19 protein-coding genes are annotated in these 23,041 nt (G+C 36.3%); 16 read left to right on the top strand and 3 right to left on the bottom strand.

Going from position 1 to position 23,041, the window contains the following annotated elements; all coding sequences use genetic code 11:
- Positions 1-96: 96 nt before the first annotated feature.
- The 4 genes from JEM49_RS05320 to JEM49_RS05305 all read left to right on the top strand — a co-directional run bounded on the left by JEM49_RS05320 (position 97) and on the right by JEM49_RS05305 (position 5,317).
- Entirely contained in the window at positions 97-1,260 is a 1,164-nt protein-coding gene (locus JEM49_RS05320; protein ID WP_098043809.1) for a galactokinase, read from the top strand.
- A 21-nt stretch (positions 1,261-1,281) separates the two neighbouring features.
- The gene (locus tag JEM49_RS05315) at positions 1,282-2,745 is read left to right on the top strand and encodes a UDP-glucose--hexose-1-phosphate uridylyltransferase (protein WP_098043808.1); all 1,464 of its coding nucleotides are present in this window, start codon (positions 1,282-1,284) and stop codon (positions 2,743-2,745) included.
- A gap of 118 nt (positions 2,746-2,863) precedes the next feature.
- Positions 2,864-3,859 carry an aldose epimerase family protein gene (locus JEM49_RS05310; RefSeq protein WP_201873994.1) on the top strand — a complete coding sequence of 332 codons (996 nt, stop codon included), beginning with the start codon at positions 2,864-2,866 and terminating at the stop codon, positions 3,857-3,859.
- Positions 3,860-3,979: 120 nt separating this feature from the next.
- Positions 3,980-5,317 (top strand): SLAP domain-containing protein, encoded by a 1,338-nt coding sequence (locus JEM49_RS05305; RefSeq protein WP_201873993.1) that lies wholly within the window; start codon positions 3,980-3,982, stop codon positions 5,315-5,317.
- Positions 5,318-5,368: 51 nt separating this feature from the next.
- On the opposite strand, the gene JEM49_RS05300 is transcribed toward JEM49_RS05305, so the two are convergent.
- A complete protein-coding gene (locus JEM49_RS05300; protein WP_098043805.1) occupies positions 5,369-6,202 on the bottom strand; it encodes an AraC family transcriptional regulator in 834 nt (277 codons plus the stop codon).
- 222 nt (positions 6,203-6,424) lie between these two features.
- On the opposite strand from JEM49_RS05300, the gene JEM49_RS05295 reads away from it, so the two are divergent.
- The 12 genes from JEM49_RS05295 (at position 6,425) to yjeM (ending at position 21,161) form a co-directional block, all read left to right on the top strand.
- Positions 6,425-8,362, top strand: a complete 1,938-nt coding sequence (locus JEM49_RS05295; RefSeq protein WP_201873992.1) for a PTS sugar transporter subunit IIA — start codon at positions 6,425-6,427, stop codon at positions 8,360-8,362.
- A 10-nt stretch (positions 8,363-8,372) separates the two neighbouring features.
- The gene (locus JEM49_RS05290) at positions 8,373-10,574 is read left to right on the top strand and encodes an alpha-galactosidase (protein ID WP_025005369.1); all 2,202 of its coding nucleotides are present in this window, start codon (positions 8,373-8,375) and stop codon (positions 10,572-10,574) included.
- Positions 10,575-10,583: 9 nt separating this feature from the next.
- A complete protein-coding gene (gene gtfA, locus JEM49_RS05285; RefSeq protein ID WP_201873991.1) occupies positions 10,584-12,026 on the top strand; it encodes a sucrose phosphorylase in 1,443 nt (480 codons plus the stop codon).
- Positions 12,027-12,179: 153 nt separating this feature from the next.
- A complete protein-coding gene (locus tag JEM49_RS05280; RefSeq protein ID WP_201874035.1) occupies positions 12,180-12,791 on the top strand; it encodes a GTP pyrophosphokinase in 612 nt (203 codons plus the stop codon).
- Positions 12,792-12,798: 7 nt separating this feature from the next.
- Positions 12,799-13,464, top strand: coding sequence for a response regulator transcription factor (locus JEM49_RS05275; protein ID WP_087236317.1), 666 nt, complete (start codon positions 12,799-12,801; stop codon positions 13,462-13,464).
- A gap of 8 nt (positions 13,465-13,472) precedes the next feature.
- On the top strand, positions 13,473-14,747 hold the full coding sequence (locus JEM49_RS05270) for a sensor histidine kinase (protein WP_201873987.1): 1,275 nt from the start codon (positions 13,473-13,475) through the stop codon (positions 14,745-14,747).
- Between the two features lie 43 nt (positions 14,748-14,790).
- Positions 14,791-15,966, top strand: a complete 1,176-nt coding sequence (locus JEM49_RS05265; protein WP_201873985.1) for an MFS transporter — start codon at positions 14,791-14,793, stop codon at positions 15,964-15,966.
- Between the two features lie 18 nt (positions 15,967-15,984).
- Entirely contained in the window at positions 15,985-16,392 is a 408-nt protein-coding gene (locus JEM49_RS05260) for an OsmC family protein (protein ID WP_025005375.1), read from the top strand.
- Between the two features lie 12 nt (positions 16,393-16,404).
- On the top strand, positions 16,405-17,109 hold the full coding sequence (locus JEM49_RS05255) for an aldo/keto reductase (RefSeq protein WP_201873980.1): 705 nt from the start codon (positions 16,405-16,407) through the stop codon (positions 17,107-17,109).
- 85 nt (positions 17,110-17,194) lie between these two features.
- On the top strand, positions 17,195-17,959 hold the full coding sequence (locus tag JEM49_RS05250; RefSeq protein WP_201873973.1) for a hypothetical protein: 765 nt from the start codon (positions 17,195-17,197) through the stop codon (positions 17,957-17,959).
- A gap of 119 nt (positions 17,960-18,078) precedes the next feature.
- Complete coding sequence (locus tag JEM49_RS05245; protein ID WP_201873971.1) at positions 18,079-19,581, top strand: SH3-like domain-containing protein; 1,503 nt, start codon at positions 18,079-18,081, stop codon at positions 19,579-19,581.
- Positions 19,582-19,664: 83 nt separating this feature from the next.
- Positions 19,665-21,161: a glutamate/gamma-aminobutyrate family transporter YjeM gene (gene yjeM, locus JEM49_RS05240; RefSeq protein ID WP_201873969.1), complete on the top strand. Its 1,497-nt coding sequence runs from the start codon at positions 19,665-19,667 to the stop codon at positions 21,159-21,161.
- A 147-nt stretch (positions 21,162-21,308) separates the two neighbouring features.
- Here yjeM and JEM49_RS05235 read toward each other — a convergent pair whose 3' ends face one another.
- Together JEM49_RS05235 and JEM49_RS05230 are read right to left on the bottom strand one after the other, a co-directional pair.
- A complete protein-coding gene (locus JEM49_RS05235) occupies positions 21,309-21,785 on the bottom strand; it encodes an S-ribosylhomocysteine lyase (protein ID WP_087176462.1) in 477 nt (158 codons plus the stop codon).
- Between the two features lie 57 nt (positions 21,786-21,842).
- Positions 21,843-22,943, bottom strand: a complete 1,101-nt coding sequence (locus tag JEM49_RS05230; protein WP_201873967.1) for a vitamin B12 independent methionine synthase — start codon at positions 22,941-22,943, stop codon at positions 21,843-21,845.
- Positions 22,944-23,041: the final 98 nt, after the last annotated feature.

The following is a 23,041-nucleotide window of genomic DNA, read 5'->3' as shown; positions in this document are numbered from 1 at the left end:
TATTTTATTTATTATAGTAAACTATTTACTAAAAGAAGCGAAAGAGATATACTAGTAGCTGAAAACGATTACAGTACAAATTTGAGGTAAATAAAAATGAATAAAGAAGAATTACTTACAGAATACGAAAAAACTTTTGGTGAAAAGGGTCAAGACGTCTTTTTCTCACCTGGCAGAATCAACGTAATTGGTGAACACACCGACTACAACGGCGGTCATGTTTTTCCAGCCGCAATCAGCTTAGGTGTTTATGGTGTCTATGGCCCAAGAGAGGATAAGAAAGTTCGCCTATATTCAGGTAACGTTGACGGCGATATTGTAGGATTTGAGATCGATGATACAACTGTTGAAAAGGATGATCGTTTCTGGGCTAACTACCTTAAAGGTATGATCACTTATTTGCGTGAAAAATACAATAATATTGATCATGGCTTTAACTTATACATTAAGGCTAACTTGCCATCAGGTTCAGGACTTTCATCAAGTGCCGCAATTGAAATGTTAATGGGAATCATCTTGAAAGATGAATTTAACTTAGACGTTGATCGCGTTAGCCTAGCCAAGATGGGTCAAAGAACTGAAAATGAATTTGTCGGCTTAAATTCAGGAATTATGGATCAATTTGCCTGCATTATGGGTAAAAAAGATAGTGCAATTTTCTTAGACTGCAACACCTTAAAGTATGAATACATGCCACTTGCATTAGGCGATTACGAAATTATTATCATGGCAACTAACAAACCACATACTTTAGCTGATTCTGCTTATAATGATAGGGTTGCTGAATGTGGTCGTGCTCTTAAAAAGTTGCAACAAAAGCTTGATATTAAGGCATTAGGTGAACTTGATAACGATGCTTTTGATGAATATTCTTACCTCATCAATGATGAAACAGAAATTAAACGTGCGCGTCATGCAGTTAGTGAAAATCAAAGAACTTTACGTGCAACTCAAGCAATGAAAGACGGCGATCTTGAAAAACTTGGTCGTTTAATTAATGCTTCTCACGAATCTCTTCACTATGATTATGAAGTAACTGGTAAAGAGCTCGATACTTTGGCAGAAGCTTCATGGAAACAACCTGGAGTGCTCGGTGCCAGAATGATCGGCGGTGGCTTTGGCGGTAGTGCAATTGCTATTGTTAAGAAGTCAGAGGCTGAGAACTTTAAGAAGAATGTTGGTAAGATTTACCGCGATACAATCGGTTATGATGCTAGCTTCTATGATGCAGAAATCGTTGATGGTACTAAGAGAATTTAATTAGTGTGAGAAGGGAAAGTTATGAAGGTTATTGAAAAATTTGCGGGTGAAGTTATTAATAGTGGTGCTTACGAGCCATTAGATCGAGTATATGTTATTAACAAAATTAGAGGATTAGTTGGTGATCATGATGAAGAAGAAAACGATAAGCCAGCTGCCAAGCAATTAGTTGACTTGGCCGTTAAAAATGAAAAAATTCCTGACGATATCACCTCACGTGAAGTATTAAATGATCAACTTTATGATTTAGCTATACCAACACCATCTAAGACTAATAGTATTTTCTGGCAAAAAATGCAAAAGTCTTCAGAGAAGGCTACAGATTGGTTTTATAAATTATGTGAAGACAATAATTATGTTAAAAAAGAGGCTATTGCCAAAAATGTTGTCTTCTCCGGCACTAGCTCAAAAGGTCATGGCTTAGAAATTACGATTAATTTATCTAAACCTGAAAAAGATCCTAAGGCTATTGCTGCAGCGGCACATGCAACAGGCAAGAAGTATCCTCAATGTGCACTTTGCCTTGAAAATGAAGGTTATTTAGGTGGCTATGGTAAAAATGCCCGTTCTAATTTAAGAATCATTCGTATGAATATCGCAGGTCGTCCATGGGGCTTCCAATATTCACCATATGCTTACTTTAATGAACACTGTATTTTCTTAGATCAAAAGCATATTCCAATGGTAATTAATGAACAAACATTAATTAACTTGGTTGAAATTGAAAAGATCTTCCCACACTATTTCGTTGGTTCTAACGCCGACTTGCCAATTGTTGGTGGTTCAATGTTAGCACATGAGCACTACCAAGGTGGTCGTCATACCTTCCCAATGATGAAGGCAGGTATCAAGAAGACCATTGTCTTTGATTCATACCCAACTGTAATGGCTGGGATCGTTGACTGGCCAATGAGCGACTTGCGTTTAACTAGTGAAAATTCACTTGACTTAATTGACCTTGGTGCAAAGATTATCAAATTCTGGGATAACTATTCAGACACTGCACGCAGCATTAAAGCTTACGATGGTAAGACTCGTCACCACACGGTAACGCCAATCATGCACCGTGAAGGCAAGAACTTCGTGCTCGATCTAGTTTTGCGTGATAACAATACTAGTGATCAATATCCTTTGGGCATTTTCCACCCACACGAAAAGTTATGGCACATTAAGAAGGAAAACATCGGCTTAATTGAAGTAATGGGTCGTGCTATTTTGCCAGGACGTCTTAAGAGTGAACTTGAAGAAGTAAAGAAATACTGGCTGGGTGAAGATAACAATATGGCTGCTAGTCATAAAGAATGGGCTGATCAAGTTAAGGCTGAAAACGAAATTAGCTGGGACAATGTTGATCAAGTAATGCAGCAATCACTTGTCGAAGTATTTGAACAAGTTCTTCAAGATGCTGGCGTGTTTAAGAATGATGCAGACGGTGATGAAGGCTGGGATAAATTTATTACAGCTTTAACCAAAAAGATTAAGTAAAGTAATTGAAGCGAGATCTTGAGGGTCTCGCTTTTTGTTACCGGTAACGCATATGTTATTGATAAGAAATACTTTATAATATTAATGAAAGCGAATACAAAAAAGAAAAGGCGAGAACATGAAAACAAGTTTTAATAAATATGGTCGAAAAGATGGCAAAGATCTTTGTGAAATTAGTTTAAAAAATGACAACGGCATGGTTGTTAAGGTACTTAACTATGGTGCAACGCTAGAAAAAGTTTTGCTTAACGACAAGAATATGATTTTGTCATTAAATTCACCAGCTGATTATTCTCAAGAAAGAAATTATTTAGGTGGTACAGTTGGCCGAATTGCCGGTAGAGTCAGAAAAGGTCAATGGAGACATGGTCTTGAAATTCATCAATTGCCAATCAACGAAGGTGAGAATCACATTCATGGCGGAATTGGTACAGATACTGAAGTATGGGATTTTGAACCTTCTTGTGATGAAAACAGTGCACGAGTAGATTTAACGTTATTTGATCCAGATGGTCATAATGATTATCCAGGCAATTTAAAGATTCATGTCAAATATGAATTGGACAATGATGATACTTTGCATTATTCAATTAATGCGGTGAGTGACCAATTAACTATTTTTAATCCGGTAAATCATGTTTACTTTACCTTAGGTGAAAAAGATAATATCAAAGATCTTAAGCTAAAAATGAATGCTGATTATTATTTGCCAGTTGATCACTCTGGAATGCCTGATCGTGGAATGGAAGAAGTTGCTGGCACTGCTTTTGATTTTAGAAAGACTAAGCGTGTAGGGGATGCTTTGGAAGCTGACGATCCTCAAATCAAAGACAGAGGAGGCATGGATCATCCATTTATTTTAAATGGCAATCGGCCTGGCGCTGTTTTAAGTTCAAATGAACGTAAGGTGACCGTGAATACTGATGCGCCATCATTGATTATTTATACTGGTAATGGTTTTGATCATACTGGTAAGTACACTGCTGATTTCGGCCAATATGCGGGAATTACTTGTGAAGCACAAATTCCACCGGCTGAAGGCAATGATTTGGGGCGCATTACTTTGTTACCAGGTGAAGAATTTAAGCGCAATGTAAGTTGGAAATTTGAGTAAAAATATAGGATTGGAAATTGTGGTTTCCAATCCTTTTTTGCTTGTCTCAATGTTTAATACAAGTAATAATTTTCTTAAGATAGTACAATTCAGCTATAGTTTATGAAACGAGGTAACTATATGCGTTTAGGAAAAGTGATTATTATATCTGCACTCTTGGGAGTCAGTACTCCGTTTTTAGTAAAGCAGACTCCAGTTGTTCAAGCAGCACAAGAAACGCAAAATAATACGTTTACTCTGGAAATTGCTTCTTATGCTTATCGCAAAGATGGTAAACAGGTTCATCTAGATGAGTTGCGGGATGCAAATGGAGAGAAAGTGGCTTTAAAACAAAATGGCCAGGTCACTTTGATTCCGAAGGGAACGGTTCTTAAATATTATGGTAAGCCTGTCCCGTTGAAAACATATATTGGTACTTCGTCTCAGACTAGTAACGGCGATATTAAGATGTATTACAGCATTGGTAATGGTTATTATATTAATGCTAAAAATGTTGGCTTGCCAAATGGTCCAGCCAATTTGACTATCGATCATAATTCATATGTGTACAATTATAAAGGCCAACGTAAAAAGGCAAAAACAATAAAAAAGAATACTACTCTAGAAGTACCTGGTAAATTTGAAGAAATTAATTCTCCTAAAAAGTTTTATTCTGAGTACTTGTCTTCCTCCGGTATTAAATTTGTTTCTTGGCAAAAGCGGCATCGTTTTTGGTTAAAGTATAAGACAATTCATGATAAACAATACTACCGCATTGGCAAGAATCGCTATATCAAGGCAAATAATGTGCGCTATCTTGATGGTAAGCCGATTTACGTCGATGAGAAAGAGACTACCGTTGTTTTGAAGAGCAGTCAGCAAATCGTCAATAGAAATTCTAATCGTGAAAGTGGACGTTACTATAAAAAAGGTAAGAAACTAGTAGTTGATAAGTATATTTCAACTTTCCGCGGCTATCCTGATGACTTCTGGTTCAAAACAGGAGTTGGAGATTCAGTTTTCTACCATGTTAAAGGAACTAAAGATGATTGGGTTTGGGGACGTGTCTCCGAAGTTGATGTCAAACGTCATATTGAGCCGGTTAATGTTTTTAACCAAAAGAATACAACTGTTCAGGCAAAACCGGGAATTACCAAGGCTGCGATTTACAATAGTCATGGTGAACAAGAGTATGACGATAAGTTCTTAAAGACTACCAACTACAATCAAGCTGGATATTACCCAACGGTTGTTAAAGAACTAAAATATATTTACGTTCCAAGCAGCAAGAAAGTAGAGTTGTTCTATCGGATAAAGAATAATGACTACATGCAATTCTTTGTTAATAAAGAGAGGAAAGGCATTGGATCGGACCCTAGAATTAACGACTTCTATTTGAAAGTTGAAGACTTTGAATATGTTGCTGGTCCAAAATTAACGCCAGTTAACACGCCTGCTGAAGCTGAGAAAGATAAATAATGGAGAATCAATAAGTAAAAAAGATTGGAAACCAAATGATTTCCAATCTTTTTATTTCGTCAAACTTTGGCGATAGATTTTTGGACTGAAGCCAGAATACTTCTTGAATGCCTTTGAAAAGGTAAATTCATCATTATAACCAATAATTCTTGAAATCTCCTGAATCGTATTATCAGTATTAGCTAGATATTCTTTAGCTTGTTCCATCCGTAAATTGATCAAAAATTGTTGTGGAGAAAGCCCTAGATTGTTTTTAAAAAGAGTATAAAGATAACTGCGAGAAAGATCCATCTTGTTGCAAAGATCAATGATTGACAGAGATGAATCTTCGAAGTTTTGTCTTAAATAAGTAATAGCAGCACGCAATTGCTCGTCCTTAGTGGCTGAATTCTTTCTTCTCTTGGTAGGATATTCAATATTCAAATTGTAAAAAGTGTAATAAAGCAAAGCTTCGATCAGTATGTCATTAGTAAGAGAGCTAGGTGAATGTGCGGCCTCAAATAAATTCTGCAGGCTCTGACAAAATTTGCTGTCCTGAACCTGCCTTAAATAATTTTGCGTAGATAAAATTGAGCCTGAAAGCATCGCTCTAATTTTAATACCGGATAATCCTAACCAAAAATAACTCCAAGGCTCTTTACTATCTGCTTGATAAAAGCAGGGTACGCCTTTAGGAAGAATAAACACATCCCCAGCTTGCAAGGTAACCATGGAATGATTTGCCGAAGCAAAAGTTCCTTTGCCTCGTTGAATGTAGTGAATAACATAGTTGTCACGCACATTATTACCTTTAAAAGTGTAATTAGGTGCACAATTTTCTTGTCCCCAGAATAAAATATTGCTTTCTAAGCTTTTATTGCTTAATGCTCTGTATGATCCATCCATAAAAATGCCTCAATTTTACTATTTATACATGTCTTTATGTCTTTAGATTTGCTACATAATACAATGATATCACTGATTAGTGAATTAAACATGTTTTTATGTTCATTAAAAATAATGACATAAATCGTGATGACAGTGCTATGGTTAAAAATTCTCCTCTGACAGATAATAATAACTGTAATGAAAGCGAATACATGAGCGCTATAGAGGGGGAAAGATCTGATGAAAAAAGATCAAGGAAAAATGTCAATAGGCGCACGACTAGCTTATAGTTTTGGTGCCTTTGGTAATGATTCATTCTATGGATTGTTATCAGGATATTTAATTATGTTTATTACGTCACACTTGTTTAATACTGGTAATGCGGCAGAAGATGCCAAAATGATCAGTATCGTGACATTGATTATCATGGGTTTAAGAATTGTAGAATTATTCATTGACCCATTTATCGGTAATGCGATTGACCGTACTAAAACTCGTTGGGGTCACTTCCGTCCATGGGTTGTAGTTGGTGGTTCAATCTCTGCAGTCATTCTTTTAATGTTATTTACTAACCTAGGTGGTTTGTATCAAAAGAATGCTATCTTATACATGATTGTCTTTGGTGTTTTGTATATCACCATGGATATCTTCTATTCATTTAAGGATGTCGGCTTTTGGTCAATGCTTCCATCATTAACTACTGATTCACGTGAACGTGAAAAGACAGCTACTTATGCTCGTGTTGGTTCAACTGTCGGTGGTGGTTTAGTTGGTATCCTAGTTATGCCAGCTGTAATCTTCTTCTCAGCCAAAGCTACTTCAACTGGTGATGACAGAGGTTGGTTTATTTTTGCAGCAATCATTTGTGGTATCGCATTTGTTTCTGCTTGGTGTGTCGGTTTATTCACTCGTGAAGTAAACAGTGATATTCGTAAGAATAAAAAGGATACTAAAGGTATCGTTGGTATCTTTAAAGCATTATCTGGTAACGACCAATTAATGTGGGTAGCTTTAGCTTACTTATTCTACGGTATTGGTATTAACATTACCAACTCTCTTGAAGTCTACTACTTCACTTACATTATGGGTATGCCAAAGGCATTCTCAATCTTTTCAACCATTAACATTTTATTAGGTATTATTGCAACATCATTGTTCCCGATCTTGTCTAAGAGAATGAGTCGTAAAGCACTTTTCACAAGTTGCTTAGTTGTAATGCTTTGTGCAATGGGAATCTTTGCTTTTGCAGGTAGCAATCTTCCATTAGTTTTACTTGCTGCATCATTATTCGGTTTCCCACAACAAATGGTCTTCTTGATCGTTTTAATGATTATTACCGACTCTGTTGAATATGGTCAATTAAAACTTGGTCACCGTGACGAATCACTTGCTTTGTCAGTTCGTCCATTGATCGATAAATTCGGTGGTGCCGTTTCTAACGGTGTTGTTGGTCAAATTGCCATCATGGCAGGTATGACTACAGGTGCAACAGCCGCATCAATTACCGCTGCTGGTAAGATGAACTTTAAGTTGATGATGTTTGCTGTACCAGCCGTAATGCTTGTTATTGCGATTATTATCTTTGCTACTAAGGTCATCTTAAGTGAACAAAAGCACGCAGAAATTGTTGCTGAACTTGAAAAAACTTGGGGTAAGAAGTATGCTGGCGATCAAGATGCTGCTAAGTCAGCTACTGGTCAAATTGAATTAGCTACTCCAATTGCTGGTAAGTTAATGAATTTATCAGAAGTTAACGATCAAACATTCTCAAGTGGCTCTGTTGGCCAAGGCTTTGCAATTAAGCCAGAAGATGGTCGAGTATTAGCACCATTTGACGCAACTGTTCGTCAGGTCTTTACTACTAGACACGCAGTTGGTCTTGTTGGTGATAATGGATTAATATTATTAATTCACATTGGTCTTGGCACCGTTAAATTAAAGGGTACTGGCTTTGTCTCATATGTTGAAGAAGGTCAAAAAGTTAAGACGGGCCAAGAATTAATCGAATTCTGGGATCCAACTATTAAGAAGGCTGGACTTGATGATACTGTAATTGTAGTAGTTACTAACTCAAATGAATTTGAAAATATTAAATTAACAGCTAAGGCAGGTACTGAGGTCAAGGCAGAAGATGAAGTCATGACTTTGGCAGCTAAAGAAAAAGTTGAAGCTAAATAGGAGAAAAATTATGGCAGAAGAATTAATTACTTTCGACGAAAAGAATAAAGTCTTTCATCTTCATAATGAGCAAATTTCATATCTTCTTTCAGTAGAAGATGGCGATACGCTTTGTCATTTATACTTCGGTAAAAAAGTAAATAATTATCATAATGAATTGCGTTACCCAAGAGTCGATCGTGGTTTTTCCGGTAACTTACCTGGCTCATTAGATAGAACTTTTTCTCGCGATTCTTTACCTAAGGAATATAGTACAGCAGGCGAAATGGATTATCATACGCCAGCTGCGGTTGTCCGCCAAAAAGATGGTTCTAATGCTTTGTTTTTAACTTACAAGGATTACCAAATTGTGGATGGTAAGCCGGACTTGAAAGGATTGCCTCATTCATGGGTAAAGGATAATAATGAAGCTCAAACTTTGATCATTACTCTTGAGGATCAAAAGACTAAGCTTGATTTTGACTTATTGTACACCATCTACCGTGATCGTCCTGTAATTGTAAGATCAGTAAAGGTTAAAAATTCAGGCGATGAAACAGTCAATATTGAAAAAGTTGCTTCAATGCAGCTTGATTTTGTCGATCGCAACTTTGATTCAATTACTTTACCGGGTGCTCACGCCCATGAAAGAAGAGTGGATCGCGAACACATTAACCAAGGTATTCACGTCTTTTCTAGTCACCGCGGTACTTCCAGTCACCAAATGAATCCATTCTTGGCTTTAGTTGATCCAGATACCAATGAATTTAATGGGGATGCTTATGGTTTTGCCTTTGTTTACTCTGGTAATCATAAGTTTGAAGTTGAAAAAGATCAATTTGCTCAGACTCATGTTAATGTTGGTATTAATGATTTCAACTTTAACTGGCAACTACCTGCTGGGGATGAATTCCAAACTCCAGAAGTCTTGATGGTTTACTCAGATCAAGGTTTAAACAAGATGAGTCAAGCATTCCATAGCTTGATTCATGATCGAATTATTCGTAGTAAATACAAGAATGAAGTACGTCCAATCTTAGTTAATAACTGGGAAGCAACCTACTTTGATTTTAATGAAGATAAGTTAAAGACTATTGTAGATGATGCTAAGAAGCTTGGCATTGAGATGTTCGTTTTAGATGATGGCTGGTTTGGTCATCGTGATGACGATAATACTTCATTAGGTGATTGGAAAGTTTATAAAAAGAAGTTTCCAAATGGTTTAGGACATTTTGCAGATTATGTTCACGATCAAGGGATGAAATTTGGTCTATGGTTTGAACCTGAAATGATTTCATATGATTCTGATCTTTACAAAGAACATCCAGATTATTTGATGCATGTTCCTGGCAGAAAACCAAGTCCATCCAGAAATCAATACTTGCTTGACTTGGGACGCAAGGAAGTACGCGACAATATTTATAACCAAATGGAAAAGATCTTGGGATCAGGCAAGATTGACTATATTAAGTGGGACATGAATCGTCACTTATCAGATATCTATGAAGCTGATTTACCAGCTAATCGTCAAGGTGAAGTTTACCACCGTTATGTATTAGGTCTTTATGATTTACTTGAAAGAATAGTTGATGCTCATCCAGATCTGTTAATTGAAGGCTGCTCAGGCGGTGGCGGTAGATTTGATGTCGGTATGGCTTACTATGACCCACAAATCTGGGCTAGTGATGATAGCGATGCAATTGATCGTTTAACCATTCAATATGGTACAAGTTTGGTTTACCCGCAATCAATGATGACTTCTCACGTTTCAGTTAGTCCTAATGAACAAAATGGCAGAATTACTCCATTTAATACCCGTGGCGTTGTTGCCATGTGGGGTGATCTTGGTTATGAACTTGATTTAACTAAGATGAATGAGGAAGATCGTGAAGCTGTCGCAAAGCAGGTGGCAGAATACAAGAAGATTAGAAAAGTTACTCAATTTGGTAAGTTCTACCGCTTGAAATCCGCTCAAACCAGCAATCAATGTGCTTGGGAAACTGTTTCAGATGATCAAAATGAGGCGGTTTTGAGCGTAGTCAAAGTAATGGCTTCAGCTCAGCCATATTTAACTAAGACTAAATTAGTTGGCCTTGATCCAAATAAACAATATGAAGATCAAAGAACGCACCAAGTTTATGGCGGCGACGAATTGATGAATATGGGTATCTATGATCCAGTTGAACATGGTGACTTTAAGGCTTATATGTACTACTTCAAAGCAATAAAATAGGAGTAAATTATGGCAATTACAAATAAGGTCATGCTAATTACTTATCCAGATAGCTTGGGTAAAAATTTAACAGAATTAAACGAAGTTTTAGAAAATGACTTAAAAGGTGCAGTTGGTGGCATTCACTTGTTGCCATTCTTTCCCTCAACTGGTGACCGCGGTTTTGCGCCAACTGATTACACTACAGTAGACCCTAAGTTTGGTGATTGGGCTCAGGTTGAAGCATTAGGCGAAAAATATTACTTGATGTTTGACTTCATGATTAACCATATTTCTAGACAGTCTAAATATTATCAGGATTTTCAAGAGCACAAAGACAAAAGTCCTTATGCTGATATGTTCTTAAGTTGGGATAAGTTTTGGCCTAAAGATCGTCCAACGCAAGCAGATATTGATTTGATCTATAAGCGTAAAGATCGCGCACCATATCAAGAAATTACTTTTGCTGATGGTAGCAAGGAAAAGCTTTGGAATACCTTTGGTCCTGAACAGATTGATTTGGATGTGCAGAAAAAGGTAACGCAAAAATTCATTAAAGATACTTTAACTAACTTGATCAAGCATGGAGCAGACATTATCCGGCTAGATGCCTTTGCTTATGCGGTTAAGAAATTAGATACCAACGATTTCTTTGTGGAACCAGAAATCTGGGACTTATTGAAGCAAGTTCAAGATGATATTGCGGACGAGGGTGCAACCATTTTACCGGAAATTCACGAGCATTATTCAATGCCATTTAAGATTGCCAAGCATGGTTACTTTATTTATGATTTTGCTTTGCCAATGGTAACTCTTTACTCACTTTATTCTGGTAATTCTAATCGTTTAGCAGCCTGGCTCAAAAAGTGTCCAATGAAACAATTTACTACTTTGGATACACATGATGGTATCGGTGTGGTTGATGCGCGTGATATCCTTTCTCCTGAGGAGACCGACTATACCAGTCAAGAGCTATATAAAGTTGGTGCCAACGTTAAGAAGAAGTATTCTAGTGCTGAATATCATAACTTAGACATTTATCAAATCAATACTACGTTTTATTCAGCTCTTGGTGATGATGATCAAAAGTACTTCATGGCACGACTCTTGCAAGTCTTTGCGCCAGGCATTCCACAAGTTTATTATGTAGGGATGCTAGCTGGCAAGAATGATATTAAATTGCTGGAAGAAACTAAAGAAGGTAGAAATATCAACCGTCATTATTACAGCAAAGCAGAGATTGAAAAAGAAATTCAACGTCCGGTTGTTGCATCATTACTCAAGCTCTTCACTTTTAGAAATACAGAAGCTGCATTTGACTTGAATGGCTCAATTGATATTTCTACTCCTAATGAAAATGAAATTCGAATCGTCCGTATGAATAAAGAACAAACTAGAAAAGCTGAACTAGTTGCAAACTTGAAGGATTTAACTTATCAAGTGCTAGTGAATGGTGAACAGATAAAATTCTAAACCCTTTCTCTTACTCTCTCAATTTAAAAAGCATATGTCGATAATTATTCGATGTATGCTTTTTCATTTGTAATCTTAATTCCTTAATAATTGTTCCTTCAAAGAAAAGTCAAATTTCATTGTTATGATGAATATAGGAAGAAGGGATAAATGGTGAATATTTACGGAGAATATACCCCTGTTTTAGATAAATTGCTTAAACAAATGACGGAGCAATTTACTACTTTAAATCAAAATTATGAAAAAAAGTATCACGAAAGACTTTATGAACACTTGCGTGGTCGAGTTAAAAGCGAAAAGAGCATGGAAGATAAATGCCAACGGAAGGGATTACCACTTACGCCCAATTCTGCCTTAAGGGAAAATCGAGATAGCGTTGGTTTACGTATCGTCTGCAATTTTGTCGATGATATCTACACTTGCATTGCAGCTATTAAAAAATGGGACAACGTTAGTGTAGTGAAAGAAAAAGATTATATTACTAATGCTAAACCTAATGGTTATCGTTCTTATCATATGATTTTAGATGTAATGGTTCCCGAGCAAGATGTCGATGGTAATATTCCAGGACATTATTTTGTCGAAGTACAATTAAGAACAATTGCCATGGATACTTGGGCAAGCTTAGAGCATGAAATGAAGTATAAACATCAAATCAAGAATCCAGAAATGATTGGTAAAGAACTGAAAAGAGTTGCTGATGAATTGGCATCTTGTGACATTAGTATGCAAACCATCAGACAATTGATTAGAGAAGGGGATTGATTATTTAATGAAGATTTTAGTCGCAGAAGATGAACCACAACTACTCAGAGTATTAACTGTTGCCATGCAAAAGGCAGGTTATGAAGTTGATCCTGTCGATAATGGCTTAAAAGCCGTTGAACACACTAAGGAAAATTCATATGATGTCATTATCTTGGACATTATGATGCCGGTAATGGATGGAATTACCGCTTTAAAAAAAATTAGAAAAAGTGGTGATAAGTCATATATTTTAATGCTTACCGCAAAGTCAGAAATTGATGATCGAGTAACTGGCCTTGATAGTGGGGCAGACGATTATATAACTAAACCATTCTCATTAAAAGAATTGCTGGCTAGACTGCGTTCAAAGGAGAGAAGAGAGGATGACTTTACTCCTAATGAAGTAAGCGTTGGTGATGTTACTCTGAATGTGTCTGAACAAGAATTAGTGAGTCATAATTCCATTCGGTTAAATGGACAAGAAACGCAGTTGATGGATTACTTTATTTTGAATGAAGGAAAAGAATTATCGACTGAAGAATTACTTAGCCATGTATGGCGCAATGACGAAGATGCAAACAGCGACATAGTTTGGATATATGTCTCCTATTTAAGACAAAAATTGCAATCAATTCAAAGTTCTGTGAAGATTAACGGAATAAAAGATGGTAATTATAGCTTAGTTAAGTAGGTGATAAGATGATTCAAAAATTTCGCTGGAAATTTATTGGTGCTTCTGTCGCTGCTTTATTGATAGTTTTGTTAATTACACTAGGTAGTTTGGTAGGAATTACTCGTATTCAAAATCAAAATGAAATTAATCGAGTTTTGACCGCTTTAGTAAAAAATGAGGGTCATCTTTCACCGCATAATGCACAGCCGGCTTTTGGCAATCAGGATGACTTAATTAATCGGAATTTTTTAGCGGGAAAATATAATCCTGAAGCTGTTTATCAATATCGCTATTTTGCCGTAACAGTTGATGCTAGCCATCAAGTTAAGGTTATTAATAACAATAACGTTTATAAGATTAAAAATACTGAAATTGCTGATATTACTTGCAGAACATTGGCTGAACATAATAAGCAAGGAAATATTAAGGCGGGACAAAATCAGTATGCTTATAGAGTTACCAAAGATTCAGCTGGTCAAACTTTAATCGTCTTTTTAAATGAGACCTTAATTTATAATCGTTTTTGGTTGATGTTCAGAGTGGCAGTGGTTTTAGGAATTGGCGCATTAATTGTATTCGCATTAGTGCTAATCTTAGTTTCTCGCAGAGCAATTAAGCCGATTATTGATACATATCACAAGCAGCAGGAATTTATTACTAATGCGGGGCATGAGCTGAAGACACCTTTAGCGGTGATTTCTGCTAATACCGAAATGGAAGAAATGTTAGGTAATGACTCGGAATGGAATCAAAGTACCAAAGAACAGGTTGATAAGCTAACTAAATTAGTTAATCGATTAATTTCATTAGCTAGAGCGGGTGAAACGGGAGAATTAACTTTAAGTAAAGTTAATTTCTCAAAAATTGTTGAACAAACAACTCAAGATTTTAAATCGATCATGAAAAAGAATGACCTGACATATCAGGTTTCTATTCGTGAAGGATTAAATGTAATTGCTGAAAAGCATTCATTGGCAGAAATCATTAATATTTTGCTTGATAATGCTAGAAAATATTGTGATCCACATGGCAGAATTAGAGTGGAATTATCCAAGAGTCCTTTGAGCAAGAATGCTGTTTTGCGTATCAGCAATACTTATAAAGAAGGCAAAAACAAAAATTATACTCACTTTTTTGAAAGATTTTATCGAGAAGATGAATCGCATAATTCTAAAAAAGGCGGCTTTGGCATCGGTCTCGCGATGGCACGCGAGTTAGTACAGGCTTTTCGTGGCAAGATCTCAGTTGGCTACAAGGGCGAAGACATTGTTTTTACCGTTAGTCTTAAAATAGTCAAATAGTTTCTTGATAGTTGTATAATAAAAATAGAATCGAGGGACTGATTTGACTAAGAGAAAATCTATTTATAGCAAAGATGTTGTCTTAGTAATGGCAGCATCTTTTTTCTTTATGTTTAGCACGATGTTTGTTAACCCACTGATTAATGGGTACGCTAAAAAATTAGGAGCCAGCAGTGCCTTTGCCGGCGTGATTGTTGGGATTATGAGTATAGCGGCCATGTTTTTACGCCCTGTTGCAGGTAACTTAACTGATAAATTTTCAAAGTATCGTTTGTCTTTAATTGGCGGTGTTTTGATCTTGATTGGCGTGTTAGGCTATATTTTTACGCCATCAAGTGGACTGTTGTTATTATTTAGACTAATCAACGGAACGGGCTATGTTCTGTGTACTGTTTGCATGACAACCTGGATAGCATTTTTAGTACCGCGTCAACACGTAGGTGAAGCGATGGGCTTTTACGGTTTAATGAATGCACTAGCTATGGCATTAGCACCAGCGCTTTCAATTAATATTTATCAAAAAATTGGTTATCGTGAAAGTTTAATTGCTGCAGCGATTGCGGCCTTTTTGATGATTGTGGTGATTCAGTTTGTTGGCAATCATGCTTTGCCACTTAAGAAAAAAGGACAGACGCAGAAAAAGTACTTTAAGATTATCCAGATGAACGTTTTGCCAGTCGCGATTTTAACCACGTTATTTGGGATGCCTTATTTTATTACGCAGGCTGATATTGTGACTTATGTTGAACAGCGTCATTTAACTGTCGCTGTTGGTAGTTACTTTTTGATTTATGCGTTAGTCTTATTAGTAATCAGAATAGGTTTAAAGCGGTATTTTGATACTGTTCGTTTTGGTGTGTGGTTCTGGCTTAGTCTGGTATCTACTGCAGCTTATATCTTTTTATTGGCAGTGATGAATAATAACTGGCAAATGGCCTTAGCTGCCGCTGGAATGGCGCTGGGCTATGGTATTATTTATTCCGTTTTGCAATCTACCGCATTATTGCTTGCCCCAATTGAGGAGCAAGGTTTAGCTAGTTCTACTTTTTACCTGGGATTGGACGTTGCAATGTCCTTTGGCCCAATGATTAGTGGGGTAGTTGACAGCATATTGCCGGTTAAATATTTTTATTGGGTTGATTTGGTATTGGTGCCTCTGATGTTAGTAGTTTACTTTATTTGGCGCAAGCGACTTAATGGAGCAATTGATCACCATTAACAGAGAAAGGGAAATATTATGAGTGACTATTTAGTAAAATCTAAACTTGAAGATACAGAATGGCAGATTAAGAGTGATGCTCGTGACCATAGCTTTATTTGTGATGTAAGTGATGACAAGTACAATGCAGGACCTAATCCAGTTGAATATTTGTGCGGCAGCGTTAATTCTTGCATTGAAATATCTGCAGGGATGATTAATAAAATCCATCATCTTGGTATTAAAAATCTTCGTATTGAAAATCAAGCTAAAACAGAAAAATTAGACCATGGCAAATCTGTGGTTACTGAAATGAAGATTAAGGTTTTCTTTGATTCAGATATGACTAGAGCTGAAAAAGAAGAATTTTTAGCCCATAGCTTGCACGTATCTACGGTATATCAAACCCTTAAAGAAGCAATTAAGATTTATGTTGAGCTGGGATAGGGATGAATTTTGATGTCAATTTTTGATGAAGCAATTGTACTAAATGATGGTAGCTTAATACCTAAAGTTGGTGTGCAGGTTGATAATGATCAAACTCTTAATGAAGCCGTTGCAGCAGGATTTCGATTGATTGAACAGACTGCTGATCAAAAAATGCACATGCGAAAAACGCTACCACAGCTCTTTATGGAAACTGTGATTTCAGAGGATGTAAAGACCCGTGAGGAATTACGCAATTATTTTGCTACAGTTAGGGCTAATTTAATTAGCAGCCGTCCCGATCTTTGCTTATTAAAATTGAGTGATGATCAAAAACGTAATCAGGAAATTTGGCATGAATTGGAAGAAGCGAAGTGTAAAGGCTGGGTTAAGTGTTTAGGCGTTGCCGACGCAACTACTGATAGTTTAGGTGAATTGCTTAAAGAAAAAGTTAAGCCAGTAGTAATGCAATTAAACTACGAAGATCCAGTATTAATTAATCTAGCTCGTGAGCATAAAATGCAAGTTGAGATTTCGATTAGAGAAGATATTGATGGTTTAGCAGAAATCGCAACTAAATATAAAGTTAGTGTCATAGACTTGGTTATTAGTTACTTTAACCAAAAGAGAATTATTCCATTGATTGAAGCAGATGCGATGAAGGAACGGCCTAAAGCAGATGTTAAAATTCAAGCAGAAGATATGGAAATAATCGGACAATTATTTGCTAGTAATTAAGATGTAAATATAGTTGGATTTGTATTTTGATGAATAATAATGAATGTTATAATGAAACTATAAGAGTTTAAGTTAGGAGATTAATATGAAAACTAAAAAATTATTTACTTCATTAGCTGCAGCTGTGATGCTTTCAACTAGCTTAGCTGGTAGCGGTGCTGTATTAAGTCAAACTGCACATGCCGCTGATACAACTCAAACTGCAAGTACCAATTCACAAGCTAAAAAAGGTACGATGACTGTTAAATATAGAACAGTAACTGCTACTATTAAGAATACTAACCCTACTTTGTATACTATCGGTGATGATGGTAAGACACTTAAACCAGTTACTATTGGTTATACAAAAGGTCAAGCAATTCAACTTACTTACATAGTTCCAACTTCAGGGAAGAATAAAGTATATGCCATTGAAGGAACTATGAATGTTAATGGTAAGGATGTTCAATTATTTGTTCCAGAAACAGAAGTAACAGTAAGTGGTACTGTTCCAACTTTTGATGACGCTGTAAAGCAAAGAACTGCGGATGTTAAGACTATTCAAGATGCCTTTAATAACAGAGATTTAAAGTACATCGTTGTAACTCCTAAGTCAAAGAAGGGCGCAAAGATTTACTACGCTTACAAGAAGACTAAGAAGTCAAAGAAGATCTACTTCAAGGCTTCTAAGAAGAAGATCGAGAAGGGCAAGAAGTTTAAGTCATCAATGATCGTTAAGCACGGTAAAACTAGATATGTTTACATTGGCAAGAAGCGCTATGTAAAGCAAAGTGATGTTAAGTTAGTTAGTGCTAAATATGCACCAGTTAAGTTATCAGATGAACTTAAGAACTTGCTTGAAGAAAACTAGAATTAAACGCAAAATAACAAGAAGTCGAGATTCGTTCATGAATCTTGGCTTTTTTGTATTGATTAATGAAATTATTTTCTTAAAATAGATAACTGGGATTATTAGTGGAAGGATATTTAATGAAGAAATTAAAAGTATTCATCATTATGAGTTTAATGATGATTTTTTTAGTTAAACCAAGAACGGTTTTAGCTAAAAGTTTAGGTTCATTTCAACCCAAGATGATTAATGAAAATAGTAATTATCGAATTTATCAAAAATTAACGCGTAAGGGTCCAGCAGGAAGTATGGGTCTGGCACGTACCTTTAAATATGGCAATTTTCAAGCGAATGCCGTAAGAAAAGTAGGAAAGTCAAAGTATTATTACGTTTGGATTGATGGTCACAAAGCTGGCTGGCTTAATCAACGGGCTTTCTTGAGAGATAAAATTGATGTTGCCAAAAATGTTAGTTTAGTTAAGAATTCACATTATATTTTTCCTGCAAGGGATGCAATTAACTTCGCTACAGACTCAACAGGAGCCGTGATAGATCCTGATAAAGTTAAGGCATCGCAAGATGAAGTGTTATCTAACAATGCTGGTAAGCATAAAATAAAGTTTTCTTATGGTAAAGCTCGTGCACATACAGTAGTTGAGGTAAGAAGTAATGCTCATGAAGGCGTTGCTAAGGCCAATAAAACGGAGCAAGCGGGAAAAGCTGCAAGCAGCTGGTTTAAGCATTACAAAACTTCCGGCAATTGGGGCAAAGGAGCAAGTTATGCACCAGAAACCAAGCCACACGTTTTAAAAAGCAAGCCTTTTAGATTAAAGACATATTTCTATCAACCTGCAACTTTAAGCCAAGATGGCGAAAAAATTGGGGTGGTAGGTCCTGTGCCTGAAGGTGTAACTATTTCAAATGGTTCAATGTATGCGACGATGTATGAATCACCACATAATACCCGTGCACATATTGTGGCCTATAAGTTTAATCACGTCCCTAATCGCTATGTCATGCAAAAGTTGCCATGGCTTCCTTGGGCAGAATTCACGCGATTAGCTTCCGAGGTCAAAGTTAGTCCTAATATTAAGTTAGGGCATGGTCAAGCATTTGGTGCTACAGATAAGTATATTTATGCAATTGCTAATGACCATTTGCTTCGTCATAGCGCTCAGTCTGAAGAAATTATGCAAATTAGTAAAAAAGATTTGCGAATTAAACGAATTTGGACTTTCAAGATTTGGAATAAATCAGCTAAGGATGGTCGCTATGTTCATAACGCTGTCTTTGTAAATGATAAAAAATTTATTGCAGTCTATCATAGTGCAACCGAGCACCGCTTCGAATATTGGGAGGTAACTCGCCGCGGCAACAGTTGGCATCCCGTTGAGATCGGTGCAACTAAAGGTGAATTTATGCGTAATAATTCGCCAGTACAAGGTATCGCATGTGATAAAAAGAGAAAGCAAATTTATCTTGCCTTCAATGATTATTTATTTAAAACAAATCGTGCTGGTAAAGTACTAACTAGTGGACATTTTCATACCGGTCGCGAATTTGAGGGGATTTGTGTCAATGATTCGTACTTATATGCGGAATTAGCACAAAGACCAGAATTATTACGTCAAAAAATTAAATAGGATATAACAGCTTCTTTTGAATTTGCATTTATAAAAGTTCATAATAGTAAATGTTTGTTTAAAAAAGGAGTTGTTTTTTATTTATGGAGCAAGATAATCACGTCAAGATTAAGCTAGGAAGCTTAGTTTTGATGATTTTCTCTTCTATTTTTGGATTTAGTAATTCGCTAACAGCCTTTTATCAGATGGGGTACGCAAGTATTATCTGGTATATTGTGACTGCCATTTTATTCTTTTTGCCATCTGCATTAATTTTTGCGGAATATGGTGCTGCTTTTAAGGGGATTAAAGGCGGAATCTTTTCTTGGCTGGAAGGTTCTACTAATGAAAAGATAGCATTTATCGGAACGTTCATTTGGCTTTCAGCCTGGGTTGTGTGGCTAGTTTCATCCACGCAGTTCTTCTTAGTATCTGTCTCAACGGCCGTATTTGGTCATGATACAACGCAAAGCTGGCATCTAGGGGCTCTATCTTCGACTCAATTATTGGGGATTTTGGAAGTTATTTTCTTAGCTGTAGTAACTTTTTGTGCAGCAAAGGGAATTGATAAAATAAAGACGATCAATAATATTGGTGGGATCTTTACTTTGGCAATTGCTATTGGCTTTACTGTTGTTTCATTGTTTGTATTCATTTTGAATCATGGACAATTAGCTGAACCAGTTACTGCACAAAATTTGGTACATTCACCTAATCCATCATTCCAATCACCAATTGCGGTTGTTTCATTTATCGTCTATGCATTGTTTGCTTATGGCGGTTTGGAAACAACCTCAGGGGTAATTGATTCTGTTGATAAACCAGAAAAGACTTATCCAAAAGGTTTAATCATTGCCATGGTGATGATGACTGCACTTTATGTGGTTAACATCTTCATGTGTGGTGTGGCTGTTAACTGGAATAAAGAACTCGGTGTCAAGGGCGTTGATTTGGCTAATGTGGAATACGTTTTGATTAATAATTTGGGTGTGGTTACTGGTCACAGCTTAGGACTTTCAGAATCTGCATCTTTGGCAATTGGTTCCGCATTTTCACACTTTGCAGGTATTGCCGATGTTTTATCAGGTGTTGCTGCAGCTTTCTTGATGGTTTACTCACCAATTAAGTCATTTATTGAAGGTTGTGATCCACGCCTTTTGCCTAAAAAGTTGGTGCAATTGAACAAGCATAATATGCCTGAACGTTCAATGTGGGTACAAGCAATTATCGTTAGTGTAATTATCTTGTTTATTTCATTCGGTGGTAATGCTGCAGATCAGTTCTATACCATCTTGATGGATATGATGAACGTATCATCATCTGCACCATACTTGTTCTTAATTGCTGCATATCCATTCTTTAAGGCTAAGAAAGATTTAGATCGACCATTTGTCTTTATCGAAGGTAAGAAAAAAGTTTGGGCTACGACAATTGTAGTTTGGTTGGTTGTAGCTATTGGTATTGTCTTTACTTGTATCGAGCCTTTATTTACAGGTGATTATCAAACTTCATTCTGGACAGCAATTGGTCCGGTAGCATTTGGTGTTGTCGCTTGGATATATTATGCATACCGCGAACATAAAGAAAAAGTAAATTTATAAAATAAAATACTAGTCTAAGATTATGGTATTGTAGGTAATCTTGAGGCTAGTATTTTTTATTCTCGTTGCTCTCACAAACTTTCGCTTTTTTCGCGTGAATAACGCGAGAACAAAAAAAGAAGATCCCTGCAGATCTTCTCAAGTTGATTATTCCACTACATGACGTTCAAATGGATCATCTGAAATACCTTCAGCCAAAATGTCTCTTGACCATTGCTTAGCTGAAAATAATGAGTGATCTCGGTAGTTACCACAAGATTCAATGGTTGTACCTGGTACATCTTCCCATTTGATGTTATCACGAATTTCTTCTAATGATTCTTTCAAGGCTTTAGCAACTTCAGTGGTTGATGGGGTACCCCAAACTAAAAGGTGAAATCCGGTCCGGCAACCAAATGGTGAGCAATCAATGTAGCCATCAATACGATCACGTAAAAGGCCGGCTAATAAGTGTTCAATGGTGTGTAAACCGCCAGTTGGAATAGCATTCTTGTTTGGTTGAACTAAACGTAAATCAAAGTTACTAATTTTATCGCCTTTTGCCCCTTCTTCAACAGTAATTAAGCGAACGTAAGGTGCCTTAACTTTAGTGTGATCTAATTCAAAACTTTCTACTTTTCCCATAATTTTTCTCCTTGTTTAAAAAACTACTTAATTTCATTTTAACTTGAATTACGAATTTTAACCCCAAACTTGCTTGGCAGTATCAACTACTAATTTGATTTTGTTCCATTGGTCGACAGTAGTTAAAATATTTCCTTCTTCGGTTGAAGCAAAACCACATTGAGTACTGAGTGCCAAATTGGTTAAAGGAACTAGTTCAGCTGCTTCGTTAATTCGTTTGATTAAATCTTCTTTTTCCTCTAGTTTGCCTGACTTTGAAGTGACGAGGCCAAGAACAATTGTGACATTTGGTCGGTTGTTCCAAATAGTTTTAATAGGTGCCAAATCACCAGCCCGCTTGCTGTCATATTCTAAAAAGAAACGATCATAGTTTAGTTGTGCCAGGTATGAGGCAACTGCTTCGTAGCCACCTGAAAACAAAAAGGTAGATTTAAAATTGCCGCGGCAAATATGAGTAGCTAGTGTCAGATCATCTGGCAAGTTGACTATAGCTTGATTGATTACGTAAACTGAATCTTCAGCTAATTTTGTATATTTAGTATGCTCTGTAGGATTATCTATAGTTTCATTAAGTTTGCTGATTAAAAATGCCCAAGTTGTATCATCAAGTTGTAAATAGCGACAACCTAGATCATAGAAATGTTGAATAGTTTGATGATAAGCAGTAGCTAGATCATCCAGATAATCCTGTCGATTATCATAAAATTTGTTCCAATTGTCCGATCGATTATCTCTAAAAAGCAGAGTAGGTGAGGGAATAGTTTGCTTTATCTGCACGTTCGCATGTTTTTGGGCAAATTTAAAGGCTTCAAAAAATGGATGATCAGGATTAAAAGCAATTTTGCCAGCTAGTTCGACATTATCAGTTCTAGTTTTAGCACCGTGAAACTTGTAGCTTTCATGATAGTTATATTTAGCAACGCCAGTTAAGTTCCAGAGAAAATCTAAGTGCCACCAGCTGCGACGAAATTCTCCGTCAGTTACAAATTTTAGGCCTAGACTTTCTTCTTTTTGAATTAATTGATCAATTGCCTGATTTTCGACATGCGTTAATTCTGCTTGAGAAATATTTCCTTCATTAAATTTCTTTCTTGCTTTTTTTAATTCTTTTGGTCGTAAAAAACTTCCTACAATATCATAATGAGTTAAGTTAGTCATACTTTTTCTCCTTGTAATTATTCAACAATAAATAGTCCGCAAATAATAAAAATCAACCATACAAGGAGACACATTCGTTCAAATACTTTTCTATTGAT

Origin of the sequence: Lactobacillus sp. A27 (assembly GCF_016742815.1) — a bacterium.
Taxonomy (GTDB): Bacteria; Bacillota; Bacilli; order Lactobacillales; family Lactobacillaceae; genus Lactobacillus; species Lactobacillus gallinarum.
The sequence above is the reverse complement of the archived record's forward strand: the minus strand, read 5'-3'. Positions and strand labels throughout refer to the sequence as shown.